Origin of the sequence: Kitasatospora sp. NBC_01287, from assembly GCF_026340565.1 — a bacterium.
GTDB lineage: Bacteria > Actinomycetota > Actinomycetes > Streptomycetales > Streptomycetaceae > Kitasatospora.
The window spans coordinates 7,077,147-7,094,193 of sequence record NZ_JAPEPB010000001.1 but is presented as its reverse complement, the minus strand read 5'-3'; the positions used below and the strand labels follow the sequence as shown (position 1 = coordinate 7,094,193).

Here is a 17,047-nt window from a genome sequence, read left to right as displayed (position 1 = left end):
CCCGAGATCGGGCAGGATTCTCTGTTCCACTCTCGCCGACGCGGCAAGCGGGCTAATGGGGCGACGGCGCCGCCCCCTGGTTCCGCCGCAGCAGCCGCCGGCGGGCCGGCTGCGCGGGGAGCCAGCCGAAGGCCAGGGTGCTGCCGATCAACCCGAGCAGCAGACCCAGGAAGAACCCGCCGAGGTTGGAGGTCAGCCAGCTGGTCAGGGTGAGCAGGACGGCCAGCACCGAGTAGAAGAGGCGCTGGGCCGGGTTGAAGATCAGCAGCAGGCCGCAGGCCGCGAGGATGAGCGGCACCAGATACCCCGCCAGCCCCTGCATGCCGATGTGCAGGACGACCGGCAGCGGCGCCTTCTCGGTGAGCAGGATCTCGCCACCCGCGAGGGTGACCAGCACCCCGCCCCAGAACGGACGGCGGCCGCGCCAGCCCTTGAACGTGCGGCGGGGCACGGCCGAAGGTGGCGCCGACTCCGGGCCTGGGTCCGGATCGAGGGGCGGATCGAGGGGCGGTGCCGCCTCGGCGGCGAGCGCAGCGGCACCCTCCGGAGCCAGGACCACGGTCGCCGGTTCGAAGGCCACGGTCTCGGGACCCCCAGCCTCGAAAGTCGCGGCCTCGGGAACCCCAGCCTCGAAGGCCGCAGCCTCGGGCCCCACGGGCTCAGGAGCCGCGCCGCCCGGCCGGCCGGGCCCAGGTGGCCCGGGCTCCGGCAGGGGCGCGCCGGCCCCCGCCGTCGAAGCGTCCGCCATGCTCAGCAGCCCGTGTCGCTGAAGCTGAGGTGCAGGCCGGGCAGCTTGAAGGAGACAGCCGTGGTGGCCCAGTTGTCCTGACGCAGGTTCTGGATGGTCACCGTGTCCGCCTGCTGGCCGAAGACACCCTGCGGCCCCTGGACGCCCGCATCGGTGAAGGTGCTCGCGTCGCCGCCGATCTGGATGTTGCTGAACGAGGCGTCACCGGTGAGCACGTCGGAGTCGGTGGTCAGATCGCTGGCGGTGACCGGCGTGCTGCCGGTGCCGGCAGTGATCTTCAGGTTGGTGCCGCCGAGGTTGACGCTCTGGCAGAGGTTGGTCAGCGTGGCGGTCTTGATCGCGGAGACCGCCACCAGCACCTGCCCGCCGGTGCTCCCGGCGTTCGGACTGTTGTCGATCATGTTGTCCAGGCCGCCGAACTGTTCGAAGCCGGTACCGTCCAGGCGGTCGGCGGTGACGGTGAAGGGCATGCCGGAGATGGAGAACTGGGCGGCGAGCACACCCTGCGCGGTGAGCGCCATCAGGACGCCGCCGGCCACGCAGGCCGGGATCGCCATCAGGGCGGCTCGGCGCAGCCGGACCCGGCCGCGCGGGGCGGGTGTCACGGCGTCTGGTTCTGCAGCCTGCTCTTCGGACCGGGCCATGAATGCTCCAGGGAGGTAGTGGGGGACCTGTGATCACATCGGCACGATGTCCTGGCGCGGACAGCGCCCACGCCGGGCATTCGGGTGGATGATCAACTACCGTCCCTGGCAGGGGATTTCCTGATCTTTTCCCATAGCGTGGCAGCTGACTGGAAGTTACCTCGGAGTAAGCGGAGGGTCAAGACTTCGCGCTCGACCCGGCCGGCCCCTCCAGCGGGACCGGCTCCGCCTCCTCCAGCAGGCAGGGCAGCAGCGGCTTGCGCCAGCCGGCCCCGGCTGCCTCGGCCCGCGCCACCCGCTCGACAGCCTCCCCGGGACCGATGAAGGCGGCCAGCGCGAAGTGCGCCAAGGTGGGCAGCAGACTTGGTAGTTCAGCGTGCCGACCGGCCGCGATGGTGCGGTAGATGGCGGAGTACACGCCGCCGACCACGGTGTCCACCAGCAGCTCGCCCGACACCCCGCCCGGCGGCGGCGGGCAGCCGACGAACAACCGCCGCATGCGCACCCGCAGTTGCTCGCGCACCAAGCGACCGGCCGGCCCCACCGCGTCCACCTCGACCACCGCCACGGTGGCGAAGGCCGGCACCTCGGCGAGGATCGCCAGCACCACCCGCAGCGCCGCGTGCACCCCGTCGCACCAGTCGGGATGCGCCGCGAAGGCCTCCTCCATCCGGCGGATCACCACCGCCGTGCCGTGCCGGTGCGCGGCGAGGAACGCATCCTCCTTGCCACTGAACTGCTCGTAGAAGACCGGCCTGGTCACCCCGGCCGCCTGGCAGATGTCGCTCACCCGGGCCCGGGCGTAGCCGTAGGCGGCCACCGTGTGGACCACGCCGTCGAGCAGCCGTTCGCGCTGAGTGGCGGCCACCACCTCCGGTGGGAGCCGGCTGGGACCGCGCCGGATCGAGCGGGCCGGATCGCGACCACTGCGAGTCCCGGGGAGGATGAACTCTCCTGTGACTGGACTGAGTTCGCCGCCCAGTTCAAGTTTTGTCTGCAACTTGCGCACCATCCCTTGACGCTGGCGTTGGTCAGGTTTAGAACCTTCCCAGGTTTTCAATTTCTCGGCGCTGTCGCGGCACCCCCGCTCCGGCGCCGTCAGGGGCCGAACGGCCCTGCCTCCCATGGGTGTCGGCAATCGGCGGTGGCAGCCGCCGGGCCGGCTCCGCCGGTTCTGGGGACCGGTGCGCCGGACCGCTCGTGGCGCCGAGCGGTCCAGCGGGGGTCGGCGCCTCCGCGCTCCGACACCCGCCCGGCAAGGACCAGTTGGCCGCACCGCGCTCCCCGCCGACTCGGCCGATCCCGTCGACCCCGCCGACCCCGCCGACCCTGTGTCGACCCCGCCGATCCCGCGGATCCCGCCGACCCGGCAGACCCGGCAGACCCGGCACCGCCGACCCGACCCGCACTCCCGTCCACCCGCCGTGTCACGAGGAGTCCCACCGTGCTTCGAACCCCCCTGCCCGCAAAGCGCCTGCTGTCCGGGAAGCGCCTGCTGCCCGCCGTCGCCCTCGCCGCGAGCGCCGTCCTGCTGGCCACCGCCGCGCCCGCCCAGGCCGCCGCCCCGGGCGGCCCGTACAGCGGCATGGGCAACTGCCCCACCGCCGCGCCCGCCATGACCGACCCGGCCAACCTCCAGGTGGGCTGCGTGGTCTCGGTCACCAACGCCGGAAGCTTCACCATCGGGACCACGACCGTGCCGCTCACCTCGCCGATCACGCTGCAGTTCGGGGTCTACTGGGACAAGTCCGCCCCGGTTGTCACCTTCCCCGACGGCAGCACCGCCAACCAGTACGCCACCGTGGCCCCCACCGGCGCCAACCTGCTGACCGCCCAGCCGGCCCAGATCACCATCCCGGGCATCATCAACTTCCTCCCGGGCATCACCAGCGTCTTCGCCCAGGTCGAACTCGCGGGCCCGGTCACCGACTTCACTCCGCTGGCGGCCGGCGAGTCGTACCCGGTCTTCACCCTGCCGGTCAAACTCCACCTGTCCAACGCCTTCTTCGGCGGCAACTGCTACATCGGCTCCAACAGCTCGCCGATCCTGCTGCACCCCACCACCGGCACCACCGCGCCGCCCGCGCCCGCCAAGCCGATGACCGGCGACCCGGGCACCATCGCCGTCAACGCCGACCCCAACGGCTACAACACGCTGATCGCCTCCTTCACTGGCGCCTCGCTGGTGGACAACACCTTCAGCGTGCCCGGTGCCTCCGGCTGCGGGCTCGGCGGCATCCTGGACCCGATCATCGACTGGACGATGGGCATCCCGTCCGGCGCCGGCCAGGGCTCGGTGAGCTTCCAGCAGACCGACACCACGCTCGCCCTGGACACCGGGCTGAGCGACCTGACGGGCGCGCTCGGCGCCTCCGCCAAGCACTGACCACGGCCTGACCTCCCGGCACCCGGAGCCGACCCCGGGACCTCGTACAGAGCGCCGACCCGGGCCACACCCCGGGCCCCAGAGCCCCACCGCGGGCTCCACCAGACCCGTGCGCGCCCCCACTGCGCGCACGTCCTCCCCCACCAGAAGATGAGGAAACCCGTGCGCAAGCATCTCTACCTCGGTGCGGCCGTGGCCGCCGCCGGACTCGCCGCCCTGACCGCCCTGCCCGCCTCGGCGGCCTCCTCCAGCGTGTTGACCTACGGCAGCGTGGGCGGCAGCGCCGTGGCCACCGGCGACGTGCTCACCGCCTCGCTGCAGAGCGGCACCATCGCCACCCTCTACTCCACCGCCGCCGGCGGCACCGGGGTGAAGTGTTCGTCCTCCGCGTTCAACGCCACCGTGGTCAGCAACCCGACCGCGCCCGGAACCGCCGTGGAGACGCTGAACAGCCAGACCTTCGCCGGCTGCAGCGCCGTCGGCGTCACCGGCGTCACCGGGGTCATCAGCGTCACGGTCAACAACCTGACCTACACCAACAACGTCAGCGACGCCGCGGGCAACCCGGTCACGCTCAGCCCCGGCACCGCGGGGCCGATCCAGACCACCATCGTGCTGAAGACCCTGCTGGGCAACGTCACCTGCGCCTACCAGGCCAGCCCGACCAGCCTGTCGGGCACCACCAACAACACGGCGCAGACCATCAGCTTCGCCAACCAGACCTTCAACAAGAGCAGCGGCCCCGGCACCTGCTTCGCCAACGGCTACTTCACCGCCGCCTACGGCGCGGTGCTGGACAGCAGCAAGGCGGGCAGCCCGTCGGTCTACATCAACTGAGAAACCTGAGTTGACGTAGGGTCAGATCCTGGTGACCGCCTTCCGGGCGGCCACCAGGACCGGATCCCAGACCGGTGAGAACGGCGGTGCGTAGGCCAGGTCCTGGAAGAGGAGCTCACGCACCGTCAGCCGGCAGGACAGCGCCACCGCGGCGACGTCGATCCGCTTCGCCGCACCCGCCCCGCCGACGATCTGCAGACCGAGCAGGCGCCCGCTGCCGCGCTCGGCCAACAGCTTGACGGTCATCGACTCCGCGTCCGGGTAGTAGCCCGCTCGCGCGGTCGACTCGACGACGGCGGCGGTCCAGTCCAGGCCCGCCGCCGTCGCCTCCCGCTCGTTGAGCCCGGTGCGGGCGATCTCCAGGCCGCGGAACCTGGTGATGGCGGTACCCACCACGCCGGGGAAGCTCGCGTCCTCGCCGCCCAGGTTGCTGCCGATCACCAGGCCGTGCTTGTTCGCGTGGGTGCCCAGCGGGATGTGCTGGTGCCGCCCGGTGACCAGGTGCCGCACCTCCACGCAGTCCCCGCCGGCCCAGAGACCGGGCACCGGTTCGCCGTCCGCGTCCAGCACCCGCATCCGCTCGTCGGTGCGCAGCCCGCCCTTCGGGCCCAGGTGGAGGCCGGCGGCGCGGGCCAGCGCGGTGCGCGGCCGGACCCCGAGGCCGAGCACCACCAGATCCGCCGGGTGATCGCCGGCCGTGCTGCGCACCGCGCGCGGGCGCCCGTCCGGGCCGAGCAGTACTTCGGTGGCCTCGGCGCCCGGGACCACCTCGATGCCCAGCTCGGTCATGCCCTGCCGGATCAGCGCGCCCAGGTCGGGATCGAGCCCGGGCATCGGCTCGGGGGTGCGGTGCACCAGCGTGACCCGGTAGCCGCGCAGCAGCATCGCCTCGGCCATCTCGATGCCGATGTACCCGCCACCGACCACCACGGCCCGCCGCCCACCGGCACCCACCCGCGCGCCCGCACCCGCACCCGCGTCCCCGCCCACGCCCGCACCGGCGCCCCCGCCACCGCCACCGCCCGCGTCCCCGCCCGCACCCGCACCGGCGTTCGTGGCCAGGGCCGCCATGCCCTCCAGCAGCGCCTGCCCCTGCGGCAGCGTGTGCACGGTGTGCACGCCGGGGGCGTCGAAGCCCGGCAGCTCGGGGCGGACCGGCTCGGCGCCGGTGGCGATGACCAACTGGTCGTACGCCGTCCATGCCTCCGCCCCGCTCACCAGGTCGCGGCCGCGCACCCGGCGGCCGACCGGGTCCAGCTCCATCACCTCGGTGCGCGTCCGCAGGTCGATGCCCCGGGCCCGGTGCTGCTCGGGGGTGCGGGCGATCAGCTCGGCGGGGTCGGCCACTTCGCCGCCGACCCAGTAGGGGATGCCGCAGGCCGAGTAGGAGGTCATCGAGCCCCGCTCGAAGGCGGTGATCCGCAGCTCGTCCGGGCCGCGCCGGCGCCGGGCCTGCGAGGCGGCGGTCATGCCGGCGGCGTCCCCGCCGATGATCACCAGGTGCTCCGTCATGTCCGGCTCCTGTTCGTTCCGTACTCGCCTGTTCGTATTCCGGTGACCTCCCTAGACTTTCACGATGATCACTTCGCGTCAGCTGGAGTACGTCCGCGCCGTCGCCCGGGAGCTGCACTTCACCCGCGCGGCGCAGCTGCTCGGCATCGCACAGCCCGCCCTCTCCCAGCAGATCCGCAAACTGGAGGGGCAGTTGGGCGTGGCCCTGTTCGAGCGCAGCAACCACCGGGTCGAACTGACCGCGGCCGGACGGGCCCTGCTCGCGGGCGCGGAGCGGATCCTGGCCGATCTGGCGGCCGTGGAGCAGGAGCTGCTGGCCTGGGCGGACGGCACCTGCGGCCTGATCCGGCTGGGCAGCGCGCGCGGGCTGACCGCCCGGATCGCCTTGGTGCTGAGCGAGTTCGCCGCCGCGTTCCCCGAGGTGGAGGTGGAGCTGCGGGAGTTGAGCACCACCGAGCTCGCGGCGGGGCTGCGGGCCGGACAGCTGGACGTGGCGACGGTGGCCCGCGGCGGCTCGGCGGCCGCCGGCGCCGGGCTGGCCTACCGGGAGCTTCGCCCCGAACCCCTGGTGCTGATCAGCGCGGTGGACGGCGGGCCCGACGAGGCGCTGCTGCCGATCACCGAGTTGGACGGCACCGACCTGGTCGGCTATCCGGTCGGCTCGACCGTGCGGGAGATCATGCTGGCGGAGCTGGCGAAGGCCGGGGCCACCCCCCGGTTCCGTTTCGAGACCCGGGAACCCGCCGCCGCCCGGGCGCTGGCCGCCTTCGGGGTGGCCGCCGCCATCGTGCCCCGCTCGGTGGCCGAGGAGCCGGGGCGGCCGGTCCGGGTGCGGCGGCTGACGCCCGAGCCGCACTGGCGGCCCGCGCTGGCCTGGTCGGCGGAGCGGCGACCGGGGCCGGCGCTGGCGGCCTTCCTGGACTTCGCGGGCGGCCACCCGGCGCTCGGGCAGGCCTGACGGGCCGGCGCAGTTGACCAGGAGTCAAGTGACTCGCGGGTATTGACATGAACGTGAATGATAAAGAAGCTTTACTAACTATCACTCACGCACTTCTCACCCCCCACGAGGAGTATTTGATGGTCCTTCGGTTCGGCACCCCCCGCGCCCGGTCGGCGCTCGCCGCCGGCACCGCGCTGGCCACCGCCGCGCTCGGCCTCGGCCTGGCCGGCGCCGCCCCCGCCACGGCGGCGAGCACCGCGCACCCGTTCCCGACCCACACCACCTACCAGGTCGGCGTCATGCCCTCCGCCTCGCAGTCCAGCCGGGACGCCGCGGTGGAGAAGGAGTACGACTCCTGGAAGGCCACCTACCTGCACCACGGCTGCGCCTCGAACGAGTACTACGTCTCCACCAAGGGCGACGACGACGCCACCAACAACGGCCCGGTCTCCGAGGGCCAGGGCTACGGGATGAACATCGTCCCGCTGATGGCCGGCTACGACACCAGCGCGCAGAGCGAGTTCAACGGCCTCTGGCAGCTGGTCAAGGACCACAAGGACCAGTACGGCCTGATGCAGTGGCAGTTGGACGGCAAGACCTGCAAGTACTACAGCGGCGGCACCCCGGACGGCGCCACCGACGGCGACCTCGACATCGGCTACGGCCTGATCCTGGCGGACAAGCAGTGGGGCGGCTACACCGCCGACGCCAAGGCCTGGTTGGCCGCCTTCTACGCCCACGACGTGGCTCCGGACGGGCACCTGAAGTGCGAGGACGACGGTCCGAACACCGACACCCGGCCCTCCGACATGATGCTCGACCACCTGCGCGCCTTCGCCGCCTACGACACCGCGCACGACTGGAACAAGGTGATCCAGCGCACCGAGGCGGTGATCAGCTCCTTCACCAAGTCCTACTCCCCCACCGGCGGCCTGCTCTCCGACTTCGTGGTGAACGCCGGCACCAGCAGCCCCAAGCCGGCCCCCGCCAACTACCAGGAGGACCAGCCGGACAACATCGTCGGCTACAACTCCATCCGGGTCCCCTGGCACCTGGGCACCGACGCGCTGCTCTACGGCGGCAGCACGGCGGCGGTCTCGCTGAGCACCGCCAAGCTCGAATCCGCCTGCCTGAAGAAGGAGTCCGGCGGCAACCCGGAGAAGGTCTACCCGCACACCAAGCTCAACTGCACCGCCTACAGCACCAGCGACCAGGCCGAGGAGGCCGGTGACGCGGTGGGCCCGGCGGCGATGGCGGCCGGCGACCAGGCCTGGACCGACGCGATCTGGAATCAGTTGGGCGGCAACCCGTTCGGGGACGGCTACTTCGGCGAGACGATCAAGACGCTGGTCTACCTGGTGATGGCCGGTGACTACTGGCGCCCGTAGTCCCGGCGTACCGCGGTGGGTTGAGGCCGGCGGCGGCTACCGCGCCGGGTTGAGCCGGCCGTAGGGCCGACGGCGGACGCCGAGGGTCCGGGCCGGCGACTACCTTGGGGCGCGGGTCACCGGGTCACCGGCGCCGCCGGACCGGCCGGCGGCGGTCGAGGCGCAGAGCCCTGACCCGTCGCCGGTCCGTGTCACCGTGCGGCCCCCGGGCGGCGGTCGGGTGTGGTCCCCGGCCGCCGCCCCCGCCGTTCCTGCCGTTCCCGCCGACTCCTCCCGACCCCTCCCACGCCCTCCCGGCCCCGGTCGCCCGTCAGCGCTCGCGGACGTGCCGGTGGCCCGGCCGCGGCCACTTCGGGCTGGGCGGGAGTTCGTCGGCCAGCCCGAACCCCGCCTTGACCGCCACCCGGCACGAGGCGGAGTTGTCGACCGCGTGGAACAGCTCCAACCGGCGCAGCCCGCGCCCCTCGAAGGCCCAGCCGGTCAGCAGCTCCAGCGCCCGCGGCGCCACCCCCTGGCCACGCGCGGCGGCCGCCGTCCAGTAGCCCACCTCGGCGGCCTGCGAGGTCGGGTCGGGGTGCTTGAGCGCGATGTGCCCGGCGAGCCGGTCCGCCAGCAGCACCGCGAAGCCGAACCGGTCCCCCGCCTGCCACCCCGCCAGCTGCGCGAGCAGCCAGCCCTGCGCCTCGGCGTGGTCGCGCGGCGGTGGGTTCGCCAGCCGGGCCCGCAGCTCGGGATCGTCGGCGACCGCGAGCAGCGCCTCGGCGTCCTGCTCGACCCAGGGGCGCAGCAGCAGCCCGTCCGGGCCCTCGATGGTCACACTCATGATCGTCTCCATTCGCTCGGGGCCATTGGACCATGGCGGCCGGAGTTCTTACGAACCGCGAACAGCCCCGGTTCGGAGGGCATTTCACGCCGTGGCGGCGCTTAGCGTGGTGCGCACCGAGTTCCCGGACCTCCCCGAGGAGAGACAGCCATGCGTTCTTCCGTTCTGCGTTCCGCCACCGCCCTGGCCACCGCGGCCGGCTTCGCGCTCGCCGGCCTGGCGCTGGGCGCCGGGTCGGCCTCGGCGGCGACCGGCGCGCCGGTCTTCGTCCAGAGCGACGCGCTGGGCGGCAACACCGTCGTCGCCTACACCCATGACCGGGACGGCGCCCTGCACCAGGCCGGGGTCTACCCGACCGGCGGCCTGGGCGGGGCGCTGCAGGGCTCGGTGGTGGACCACCTGGCCTCGCAGGGCTCGCTGGCCTACGACGCGCGCCACCAGCTGCTCTACGCGGTCAACGCGGGCAGCGACACGGTGACCGTCTTCGCCGTGCACGGCAGCCGGCTGGAGCGCACCCAGGTCCTCGCGTCCGGCGGCTCGTTCCCGGTCTCCGTGGCGGTGCGCGGCGACCAGGTCTACGTGCTGGACGCCCAGAACGGCGGCGCGGTGCAGGGCTTCCAGCGGGTGGGCGAGCGGCTGCGGCCGGTGGCCGGGTGGCAGCGCTCGCTGGGTCTGGACCCGGCGGCGGCCCCGCGCTTCACCCACACCCCCGGGCAGCTCGCGGTCACCCCCGACGGCCGTGACCTGGTGGTCACCACCAAGGCGGGCGGCCAGAGCATCGACGTCTTCCCGCTCGCGCCCGGCGGCGCCCCCGCCGCCGCGCCGGTGGTCAACGCCGAGCCGGGCACCGTGCCGTTCGGCTTCGTCTTCGACAGCCGGGGCCGGCTGCTGGTCACCGAGGTCGGCACCAACTCGGTGGCCACCTTCACCGTCGGGCGCGACGGCACGGTCACCGCCGTCGGCACACCGGTCGCCACCGGCCAGGCGGCGACCTGCTGGCTGGCCGCCGCCGGCGACCGGGTGTACGCCTCCAACGCGGGCAGCGGGAGCCTGTCGGGCTTCCGCGCGGACGGGCACGGCAAGCTGACCGCGCTCGGCGACACGATGACCGACCCGGGCACGGTGGACGCCGCCGTCTCCGGCGACGGCCACTACCTCTACGCGCAGACCGGCGGCCAGGGCGTGGTGGACGAGTTCCGGGTGCGCGCCGACGGCTCGCTGACCCGGGTGGGCTCGGTCACCGTGCCGGACGGCATGGGCGGCGAGGGGATCGTCGCGCTCTGACGGCGACGGCCTGCCGGGTCTCGGCCACCGCCAGGACGGTGACCGAGACCAGCAGCAGCGCCGCGCCGACCAGCGTGGCCGGGGCCAACCGCTCACCGAACAGGGTCAGGGCCAGCACGGTGGCGCTGACCGGCTCGACCAGCGCGGTCACCGCGACGGTGGTGGCGCGCACCGCGGTGACGCCGGTGAAGTAGAGCGCGTAGCCGATGGCGGTGGGCACGGCCGCCAGGTAGAGCAGCACCGCCGCCGTCCGCCCCAGGCCCTGCGGGCTCGGCCACAGGCCCTCGGCGAGCCCGAACGGGAGCAGCAGCAGCGCGCAGATCAGGAAGGAGTGCAGGGTGGTGGTCAGCGCGTCGGCGCGCGGGCCGGGGCGGGCGGCGATGAGGCGCCCGTAGAGGGTGATGCAGGCGTAGCCCGCCGCCGAGAGCAGCGCCCAGAGCACACCCCCGGCGCGCACCGGCGCACCGGCGGAGCCGCCCAGGATCAGCACCGCGAGGCCGCCCAGCGCCCCGAGCACCGCGATGAGGCCGGCGCCGCCGAGGCGTTCGCGCAGCAGCGGCCCGGCGCCGAGGGCCACCAGCACGGGGGCGGCGCCGAGCGTGACCACGGTGGCGACGGCCAGGCCCGTGCCGTGCACGGCCTCGAAGTAGGCGATCTGGAAGAGCGTCAGGCCGATGCCGTTGACGGCGAGGTCGAGCGGCCGCACCGGCCCGCCCGGTCGGCGTCGCACCAGCCGCAGGAGCAGCAGCAGCGCGGCGCCGCCGGCCGAGCGCCAGAAGGTGAGCGCCACCGGGCCGAGGCCGCTGGGACCGTAGAGCAGCGCGGCCCCGGCACCGGCGGTGCCCCAGGAGGCGGCCGAGAGCAGCAGGTAGAGCAGACCCCGCCCGGCGGGCAGGGTGGATGGACTTGCGGACACGGGTGTTCTCCCACCGAAGACGTGAACTGGTCGCGTGATCCCGTCCGCGGGCAGCACCGACCGCCCTGGGGTCGCACCCCGGGCTCAGGTCTTCGGTCGCTTCGCCGCCCGCTCAGGCGGCGGGAGGTGGCAGAACAGCACTCGTCGGCATGTCCGCCAGCCTACCCACCACCCCGGGCGCCCCGGTGACCGCCCGGTAGGCTGCCCCGGTGCACCTGTCCGGAGCTGGGAGGAGACCCCGTTGAGCGTCCCCATGTCGACACCACCGGTGACGGTGGTCGGGATCGGCGCGGACGGCTGGGACGGGCTCCCGGCGGCGGCCAGGACGGCGCTGCGCACGGCCGACACGGTGGTCGGCGGCCCCCGGCAACTGGCGCTGCTGCCCGACGAGGTGACGGGCGAGCGCCTCGCCTGGCCCTCGCCGCTGCGGCCCGCCGTGCCGGGGCTCTTCGCCTCGCTCGCCGGCCGGAGCGTCGCGGTGCTGGCCAGCGGGGACCCGATGTTCTACGGGATCGGCCGCACCCTCACCGAGGAGCTGGGCGCCGAGCGGCTGCGGGTGCTGCCGCACCCCTCCTCGGTCTCCCACGCCTGCGCGCGCCTGGGCTGGGCGGTGGAGGAGACGGCGGTGGTCAGCCTGGTCGGGCGGGACCCCGCGACGCTGGCCGGAGCGCTCTTCGAGGGGCGGCACCTGCTGGTGCTCAGCGCGGACGCCTCGACGCCGGCCTTGGTCGCCCGACTGCTGGTCGAGCGCGGGTTCGGGCCGAGCGGGCTGCGAGTGCTGGAGCAACTGGGCGGACCGGACGAGCTGGTGGGCGCGAGCGGGGTGGCGAAGGACTGGTCCCGGCCGCCCGGCGACCCGCTGAACCTCGTCGCCGTGACCTGCCGGGCCGAGCCGGATGCCCCGCGCCCCGCCCTGGTGCCCGGCCTGGCCGACGAACTGTACGAGAGCGACGGGCAGCTGACGAAGCGTCATGTCCGCGCGGCGACACTGGCCGCGCTCGCGCCCGCGCCCGGCGAGCTGCTCTGGGACGTGGGCGGCGGCTCGGGCAGCATCGCGATCGAGTGGCTGCGCGCGCACCGGAGCTGCCAGGCCGTCAGTGTCGAGCGGGATCCGGTGCGGGCCGCGCGGATCGAGCGCAACGCGGCCGCGCTCGGGGTGCCCCGACTGCGGGTGGCAACCGGCGCGGCCCCCGCCGCGCTGGCCCAACTGCCCATGCCTGACGTGGTGTTCATCGGCGGCGGACTCACCGCCCCCGGCCTGCTGGAGGCCTGCTGGGCGGCGCTGCCGACCGGCGGCCGACTGGTCGCCAACACCGTGACGCTGGAGTCGGAGGCGCTGCTCACCCAGTGGTACCGCCGGCACGGCGGCGAGCTGCTGCGGCTGGCCGTGGCGCACGCGGTGCCGGTCGGCGGCTTCACCGGGTGGCGGCAGGCGATGCCGGTGACGCAGTGGTCCGTGGTCAAGTCCGAAGCAGGATCCGAAGCAGGAGAAGCACTGTGACCGTCTACTTCATCGGTGCCGGCCCCGGCGCCGCCGACCTGATCACGGTGCGCGGCGCGCGGACCCTGGCGCGCTGCGGGGTCTGCCTCTACGCGGGCAGCCTGGTTCCGGTGGAGTTGCTGGCCGAATGCCCGCCGGACGCGCGGCTGGTGGACACCGCGCGGCTGAACCTGGACCAGATCACCGCCGAGCTCATCGCCGCCCACGAGGCCGGACAGGACGTGGCCCGGCTGCACTCCGGTGACCCGTCGGTCTTCAGCGCGGTGGCCGAGCAGATGCGGCGCCTGGACGCGGCGGGCGTGCCGTACGAGGTGGTCCCGGGCGTCCCCGCGTTCGCCGCGGCGGCCGCCGCGCTGAAGCGGGAGCTGACCGTCCCGACCGTGGGCCAGACGGTGATCCTGACCCGGATCGCCGAGCAGGCCACCCCGATGCCGGCGGGCGAGGACCTGGCCACCCTGGGCCGCAGCGGCGCCCTGCTGGTGCTGCACCTGGGCGCCCGCTACGCCGACCGGATCGTCGCCGAGCTGCTGCCGCACTACGGCGCCGACTGCCCGGCGGCCGTGGTCGCGATGGCCAGCCGCCCCGACGAGCTGGTGCTGCGCGGGACGCTGGCCGACATCGCCGAGCAGGTCAAGGCGGCGGGCGTGGTGCGCACGGCGGTGATCCTGGTCGGGCGCACACTGGGCGCCGAGCAGTTCCCCGACAGCCACCTGTACTCGGCGGAGCGCGACCGGGAGTGCCAACTGCCGTAGCGGCGCGGCACGCCCACCCGGGGCGTGCCGCTACGGCATCCGGTTCAGGCCCGGTTGGTTCAGGGCCGGCCGGCTCAGGCCCGGCCTGTCCAGGGCCGGCCGGTTCAGGGCCGGTTGGCCGCCGGCTCGCAGCGACCCACGATCGTGCCCGCGCGGTCGATGCAGATCACGTCGACCGCGATGGGCGCCTCGCGCAGGACGCCCAGGGCGGTGGCCCGGGCGGCCTCGGCGACCAGGGTGCCCAGGGGGACGCCGGCGGCGGCGCAGCGCTGCACGGCCTCCAGGCCGGTGTTGGCGGCCGCGACCGCCGCCACCAGTTCGGGGCCGGCGCCGCCGGTGCGGGCCAGGTCGGCCAGGTAGCCCTTGTCGACCTGGGAGCGGGCGGAGTGCAGGTCGAGGTGGCCGGCGGCCAGCTTGGAGAGCTTGGCGAAGCCGCCCGCGATGGTCAGCCGGGGTACCGGGTGGCGACGCAGGTACTTGAGGACGGCACCGGCGAAGTCGCCCATGTCGAGCAGGGCGTCCTCGGGCAGGCCGTACTCGGCGGTCGCGACCCGCTCGGAGGTGGAGCCGGTGCAGCCCGCCACGTGGGTACGGCCGGCGGCGCGGGCCACGTCGATGCCGCGCCGGATGGAGTCGATCCAGGCCGAGCAGGAGTAGGGGACCACGACGCCGGTGGTGCCGAGCACCGAGAGCCCACCGAGGATGCCCAGCCGCGGGTTCCAGGTGCTGCGGGCGATCTCGGCGCCGTTGTCGATGGAGATCTCGATCTCGACGTCACCGCTGCCGCCGTGCGCGGCCGCCACCTTCGCCACCGCCTCGCGCATCAGCTGCCGGGGCACCGGGTTGATCGCGGGCTCGCCGACCGCCAGCGGCAGGCCCGGCTTGGTCACCGTGCCGACGCCCGGACCGGCCCGGAAGACCACGCCCGCGCCGGGCGCGCCGAGCCGCACGGTGGCGCGGACCACCGCGCCGTGGGTGACGTCCGGATCGTCGCCCGCGTCCTTGACCACGGCGGCCATCGCGGACCGCCCCGCCGCCAACTCCTCGCCGGCCAACGCCTCGCCGGCCAGCGCGAAGGCGGGCTGCCGGCCCTTGGGCAGGGTGATCGTCACCGGGTCGGGGAACTCGCCGGTGAGCAGCGCCGTGTAGGCGGCGGTGGTGGCGGCGGTGGCGCAGGCGCCGGTCGTCCAGCCGGGGCGCAGGCCGCTGCTGGACAACTGGCCGGCACGGCCGCCGGTAGCCTCAGACATTCATCACTCCGGAGGGGACACTCGTGCGGCACATCCTGATCCTGGGCGGCACCACCGAGGCCCGGCAGTTGGCGGCGGCACTGGCGCCGCTGCCCGGGCTGCGGGTGACCAGCTCGCTGGCGGGGCGGGTGAGCGCCCCTCGGCTGCCGGTGGGCGAGGTGCGGGTGGGCGGCTTCGGCGGCCCGGCGGGGCTGGCCCACTGGCTGCGCGAGCACCAGGTGCAGACCCTCATCGACGCCACGCATCCCTTCGCCCGGGTGATCAGCCGCAACGCGGCCGAGGCGGCCGCCGCCGTCCATGTTCCCCTGCTCGCCCTGCGTCGGCCCAGCTGGGTCCCGGTTGCGGGTGACCGCTGGCACCCGGTCGACTCGCTGGAGCAGGCCGCCGCCGCGCTGCCGGGCCTGGGGCGGCGGGCGCTGCTCACCACCGGACGGCTGGGCCTGGCCGCCTTCGCGGCGGTGGCCGGCGTGCACCTGGTGGCCCGCTCGGTGGAGCAGCCGGACCCGCCGCTGCCGCCGGACCTCACGGTGCTGCTGGCGCGCGGCCCCTTCCGGCTGGACGGCGAGCGGGCGGTCTTCCGTGAGCACCGGATCGACGTGCTGGTGACCAAGGACAGCGGCGGCGCGGCCACCGCGCCGAAGCTGGCGGTCGCCCGCGAGCTGGGGCTGCCGGTGCTGATCGTGCGGCGCCCCGAGCTGCCCGCCGGAGTACCGGAAGTGCCCGATGTCGCGGGAGTAGTAGGTGAGTTGGGCCTGGACCCGGGTAACGTCAGCTCAATCGGACCTGGGGGCGAGCAGCACCCGGAGTGGTCAACCTGAGCGGGTGCGCGGCGCGAAGTGCCAGTGCGAGGAGAGTCGAGAGGAGCCGGTGATGGCCCGTCGGATCAAGGACATCGCGGTGCCCGACCAGCGCGGGCGGCTGGCCGTGGTGACCGGGGCGAACAGCGGGATCGGGTTCGAGACCGCGCGGCGGCTGGCGCTGGCGGGCGCGGAGGTGGTGCTGGCGGTCCGCGACGAGGCCAAGGGTGAGCGGGCCACCGCGCTGATCCGGGCCGCCGCCGGTCCGGACGTCCGGGTCGGCGCGGCGGCCCTGGACCTGGCCAGCCTGGACTCGGTGGCCTCCTTCGCCGACGCGCTGCACGAGCGCGGCCGGCCCGTCGACCTGCTGGTGAACAACGCCGGGGTGATGGCGGTGCCGACCCGGCACACCACCAAGGACGGCTTCGAGCTGCAGTTCGGCACCAACCACCTGGGCCACTTCGCCCTCACCGGGCGCCTGCTGCCGCTGCTGCGGGCGGCGAGCGCCCCTCGGGTGGTCACCGTGGCCAGCGGCTCCGTCTGGCTGGCCCGGCTCGACCTGGCGAACCTCAACAGCGAGCGCCACTACCGGCCGATGGACAGCTATGCCCGCTCCAAGCTGGCCAACCTGATGTTCGCGCTGGAGCTGGACCGGCTCAGCGCCCGGCACGGCTGGGGCGTGCGCAGCATCGCCGCGCACCCCGGGTGGACCAGGACCGGCATCGCGACCGGCGGGCCCGCGCTGGACAAGCCGCCGGGGGCGTTCAACCTGGGGGCGCTGCTGATGGCCCTGCCCGGCGCGGCCCAGGACCCGGTGCGCGGGGCGCTGCCGCTGCTGGTGGCCGCGACCAGCCCGGCGGCGGTGGGCGGCGGCTACTACGGGCCGGACGGGATCGGCGGCCTGGCCGGCCTGCCGGCCGTGGCCCGGGTGCCCGGGCGGGCCACCGACCTGACCATGGCGGCGGGGCTGTGGCGCTCCTCGGAGCAGTTGACCGGAGTGGCCTTCCCCGCCTGAGACCCCGCCTGAGCGCCGGCCCGGCGGGCGGGCTCTGACGAGCGAACTCCGGCGGGCGGGCTCCGGTCGGCGCGCACTGCTCGCTTCGTGCCGACCGGAGCCCCGCCCTCCCCGGACGATGCGACGGCGCCACGCCGTCGGGCCTCCCCCGTGAGCGGCCCGACGGGGCGGCGCCCGTCGCATCGTCAGGAACGATAGGCGCCGCGCCACCGGCCCGCGTACAGCGCTGGGTTGAACTCCCAGGTAAACCCTGG

General features: G+C 74.4%; 16 protein-coding genes. 9 read left to right on the top strand and 7 right to left on the bottom strand.

Going from position 1 to position 17,047, the window contains the following annotated elements; genetic code table 11:
• Positions 1 to 52: 52 nt before the first annotated feature.
• The 3 genes from OG455_RS31110 to OG455_RS31100 form a co-directional block, all read right to left on the bottom strand.
• Complete coding sequence (locus tag OG455_RS31110) at positions 53 to 451, bottom strand: DUF6114 domain-containing protein (RefSeq protein WP_266299416.1); 399 nt, start codon at positions 449 to 451, stop codon at positions 53 to 55.
• 299 nt (positions 452 to 750) lie between these two features.
• The gene (locus tag OG455_RS31105; protein ID WP_266299415.1) at positions 751 to 1,392 is read right to left on the bottom strand and encodes a DUF6230 family protein; all 642 of its coding nucleotides are present in this window, start codon (positions 1,390 to 1,392) and stop codon (positions 751 to 753) included.
• 178 nt (positions 1,393 to 1,570) lie between these two features.
• A complete protein-coding gene (locus OG455_RS31100) occupies positions 1,571 to 2,260 on the bottom strand; it encodes a TetR/AcrR family transcriptional regulator (protein WP_266299414.1) in 690 nt (229 codons plus the stop codon).
• A 576-nt stretch (positions 2,261 to 2,836) separates the two neighbouring features.
• Here OG455_RS31100 and OG455_RS31095 point away from each other — a divergent pair.
• Together OG455_RS31095 and OG455_RS31090 are read left to right on the top strand one after the other, a co-directional pair.
• Complete coding sequence (locus tag OG455_RS31095; RefSeq protein WP_266299413.1) at positions 2,837 to 3,778, top strand: hypothetical protein; 942 nt, start codon at positions 2,837 to 2,839, stop codon at positions 3,776 to 3,778.
• Positions 3,779 to 3,940: 162 nt separating this feature from the next.
• Positions 3,941 to 4,615 carry a Tat pathway signal sequence domain protein gene (locus tag OG455_RS31090; RefSeq protein ID WP_266299411.1) on the top strand — a complete coding sequence of 225 codons (675 nt, stop codon included), beginning with the start codon at positions 3,941 to 3,943 and terminating at the stop codon, positions 4,613 to 4,615.
• A 21-nt stretch (positions 4,616 to 4,636) separates the two neighbouring features.
• On the opposite strand, the gene OG455_RS31085 is transcribed toward OG455_RS31090, so the two are convergent.
• On the bottom strand, positions 4,637 to 6,127 hold the full coding sequence (locus tag OG455_RS31085) for an FAD-dependent oxidoreductase (RefSeq protein ID WP_266299409.1): 1,491 nt from the start codon (positions 6,125 to 6,127) through the stop codon (positions 4,637 to 4,639).
• A 64-nt stretch (positions 6,128 to 6,191) separates the two neighbouring features.
• On the opposite strand from OG455_RS31085, the gene OG455_RS31080 reads away from it, so the two are divergent.
• Positions 6,192 to 7,085, top strand: coding sequence for a LysR family transcriptional regulator (locus OG455_RS31080; RefSeq protein WP_266299407.1), 894 nt, complete (start codon positions 6,192 to 6,194; stop codon positions 7,083 to 7,085).
• A 119-nt stretch (positions 7,086 to 7,204) separates the two neighbouring features.
• The gene (locus OG455_RS31075; protein WP_266299405.1) at positions 7,205 to 8,455 is read left to right on the top strand and encodes a glycosyl hydrolase family 8; all 1,251 of its coding nucleotides are present in this window, start codon (positions 7,205 to 7,207) and stop codon (positions 8,453 to 8,455) included.
• Between the two features lie 310 nt (positions 8,456 to 8,765).
• Here the strand turns inward: OG455_RS31075 and OG455_RS31070 are convergent, their stop codons facing one another.
• Positions 8,766 to 9,278 carry a GNAT family N-acetyltransferase gene (locus tag OG455_RS31070; RefSeq protein ID WP_266299403.1) on the bottom strand — a complete coding sequence of 171 codons (513 nt, stop codon included), beginning with the start codon at positions 9,276 to 9,278 and terminating at the stop codon, positions 8,766 to 8,768.
• A 150-nt stretch (positions 9,279 to 9,428) separates the two neighbouring features.
• On the opposite strand from OG455_RS31070, the gene OG455_RS31065 reads away from it, so the two are divergent.
• Positions 9,429 to 10,562, top strand: coding sequence for a beta-propeller fold lactonase family protein (locus OG455_RS31065; protein ID WP_266299401.1), 1,134 nt, complete (start codon positions 9,429 to 9,431; stop codon positions 10,560 to 10,562).
• Here the strand turns inward: OG455_RS31065 and OG455_RS31060 are convergent.
• Positions 10,516 to 11,478: a DMT family transporter gene (locus OG455_RS31060; protein WP_266299399.1), complete on the bottom strand. Its 963-nt coding sequence runs from the start codon at positions 11,476 to 11,478 to the stop codon at positions 10,516 to 10,518. The genes OG455_RS31065 and OG455_RS31060 overlap by 47 nt on opposite strands.
• A 253-nt stretch (positions 11,479 to 11,731) precedes the next feature.
• Between OG455_RS31060 and cbiE the strand changes: the two genes are divergently transcribed.
• Entirely contained in the window at positions 11,732 to 12,979 is a 1,248-nt protein-coding gene (gene cbiE, locus OG455_RS31055; RefSeq protein ID WP_266301022.1) for a precorrin-6y C5,15-methyltransferase (decarboxylating) subunit CbiE, read from the top strand.
• A complete protein-coding gene (gene cobM, locus OG455_RS31050; RefSeq protein WP_266299397.1) occupies positions 12,976 to 13,731 on the top strand; it encodes a precorrin-4 C(11)-methyltransferase in 756 nt (251 codons plus the stop codon). Before cbiE ends, cobM begins: the two co-directional genes overlap by 4 nt.
• 104 nt (positions 13,732 to 13,835) lie before the next feature.
• Here cobM and OG455_RS31045 read toward each other — a convergent pair whose 3' ends face one another.
• Entirely contained in the window at positions 13,836 to 14,981 is a 1,146-nt protein-coding gene (locus OG455_RS31045; protein WP_266299395.1) for a cobalt-precorrin-5B (C(1))-methyltransferase, read from the bottom strand.
• A 23-nt stretch (positions 14,982 to 15,004) separates the two neighbouring features.
• Here OG455_RS31045 and OG455_RS31040 point away from each other — a divergent pair, with 23 nt between their 5' ends.
• Both OG455_RS31040 and OG455_RS31035 read left to right on the top strand, forming a co-directional pair.
• Positions 15,005 to 15,799: a cobalt-precorrin-6A reductase gene (locus OG455_RS31040; RefSeq protein WP_266299393.1), complete on the top strand. Its 795-nt coding sequence runs from the start codon at positions 15,005 to 15,007 to the stop codon at positions 15,797 to 15,799.
• A gap of 52 nt (positions 15,800 to 15,851) precedes the next feature.
• Positions 15,852 to 16,793, top strand: coding sequence for an SDR family oxidoreductase (locus OG455_RS31035; RefSeq protein WP_266299391.1), 942 nt, complete (start codon positions 15,852 to 15,854; stop codon positions 16,791 to 16,793).
• Positions 16,794 to 17,047: the final 254 nt, after the last annotated feature.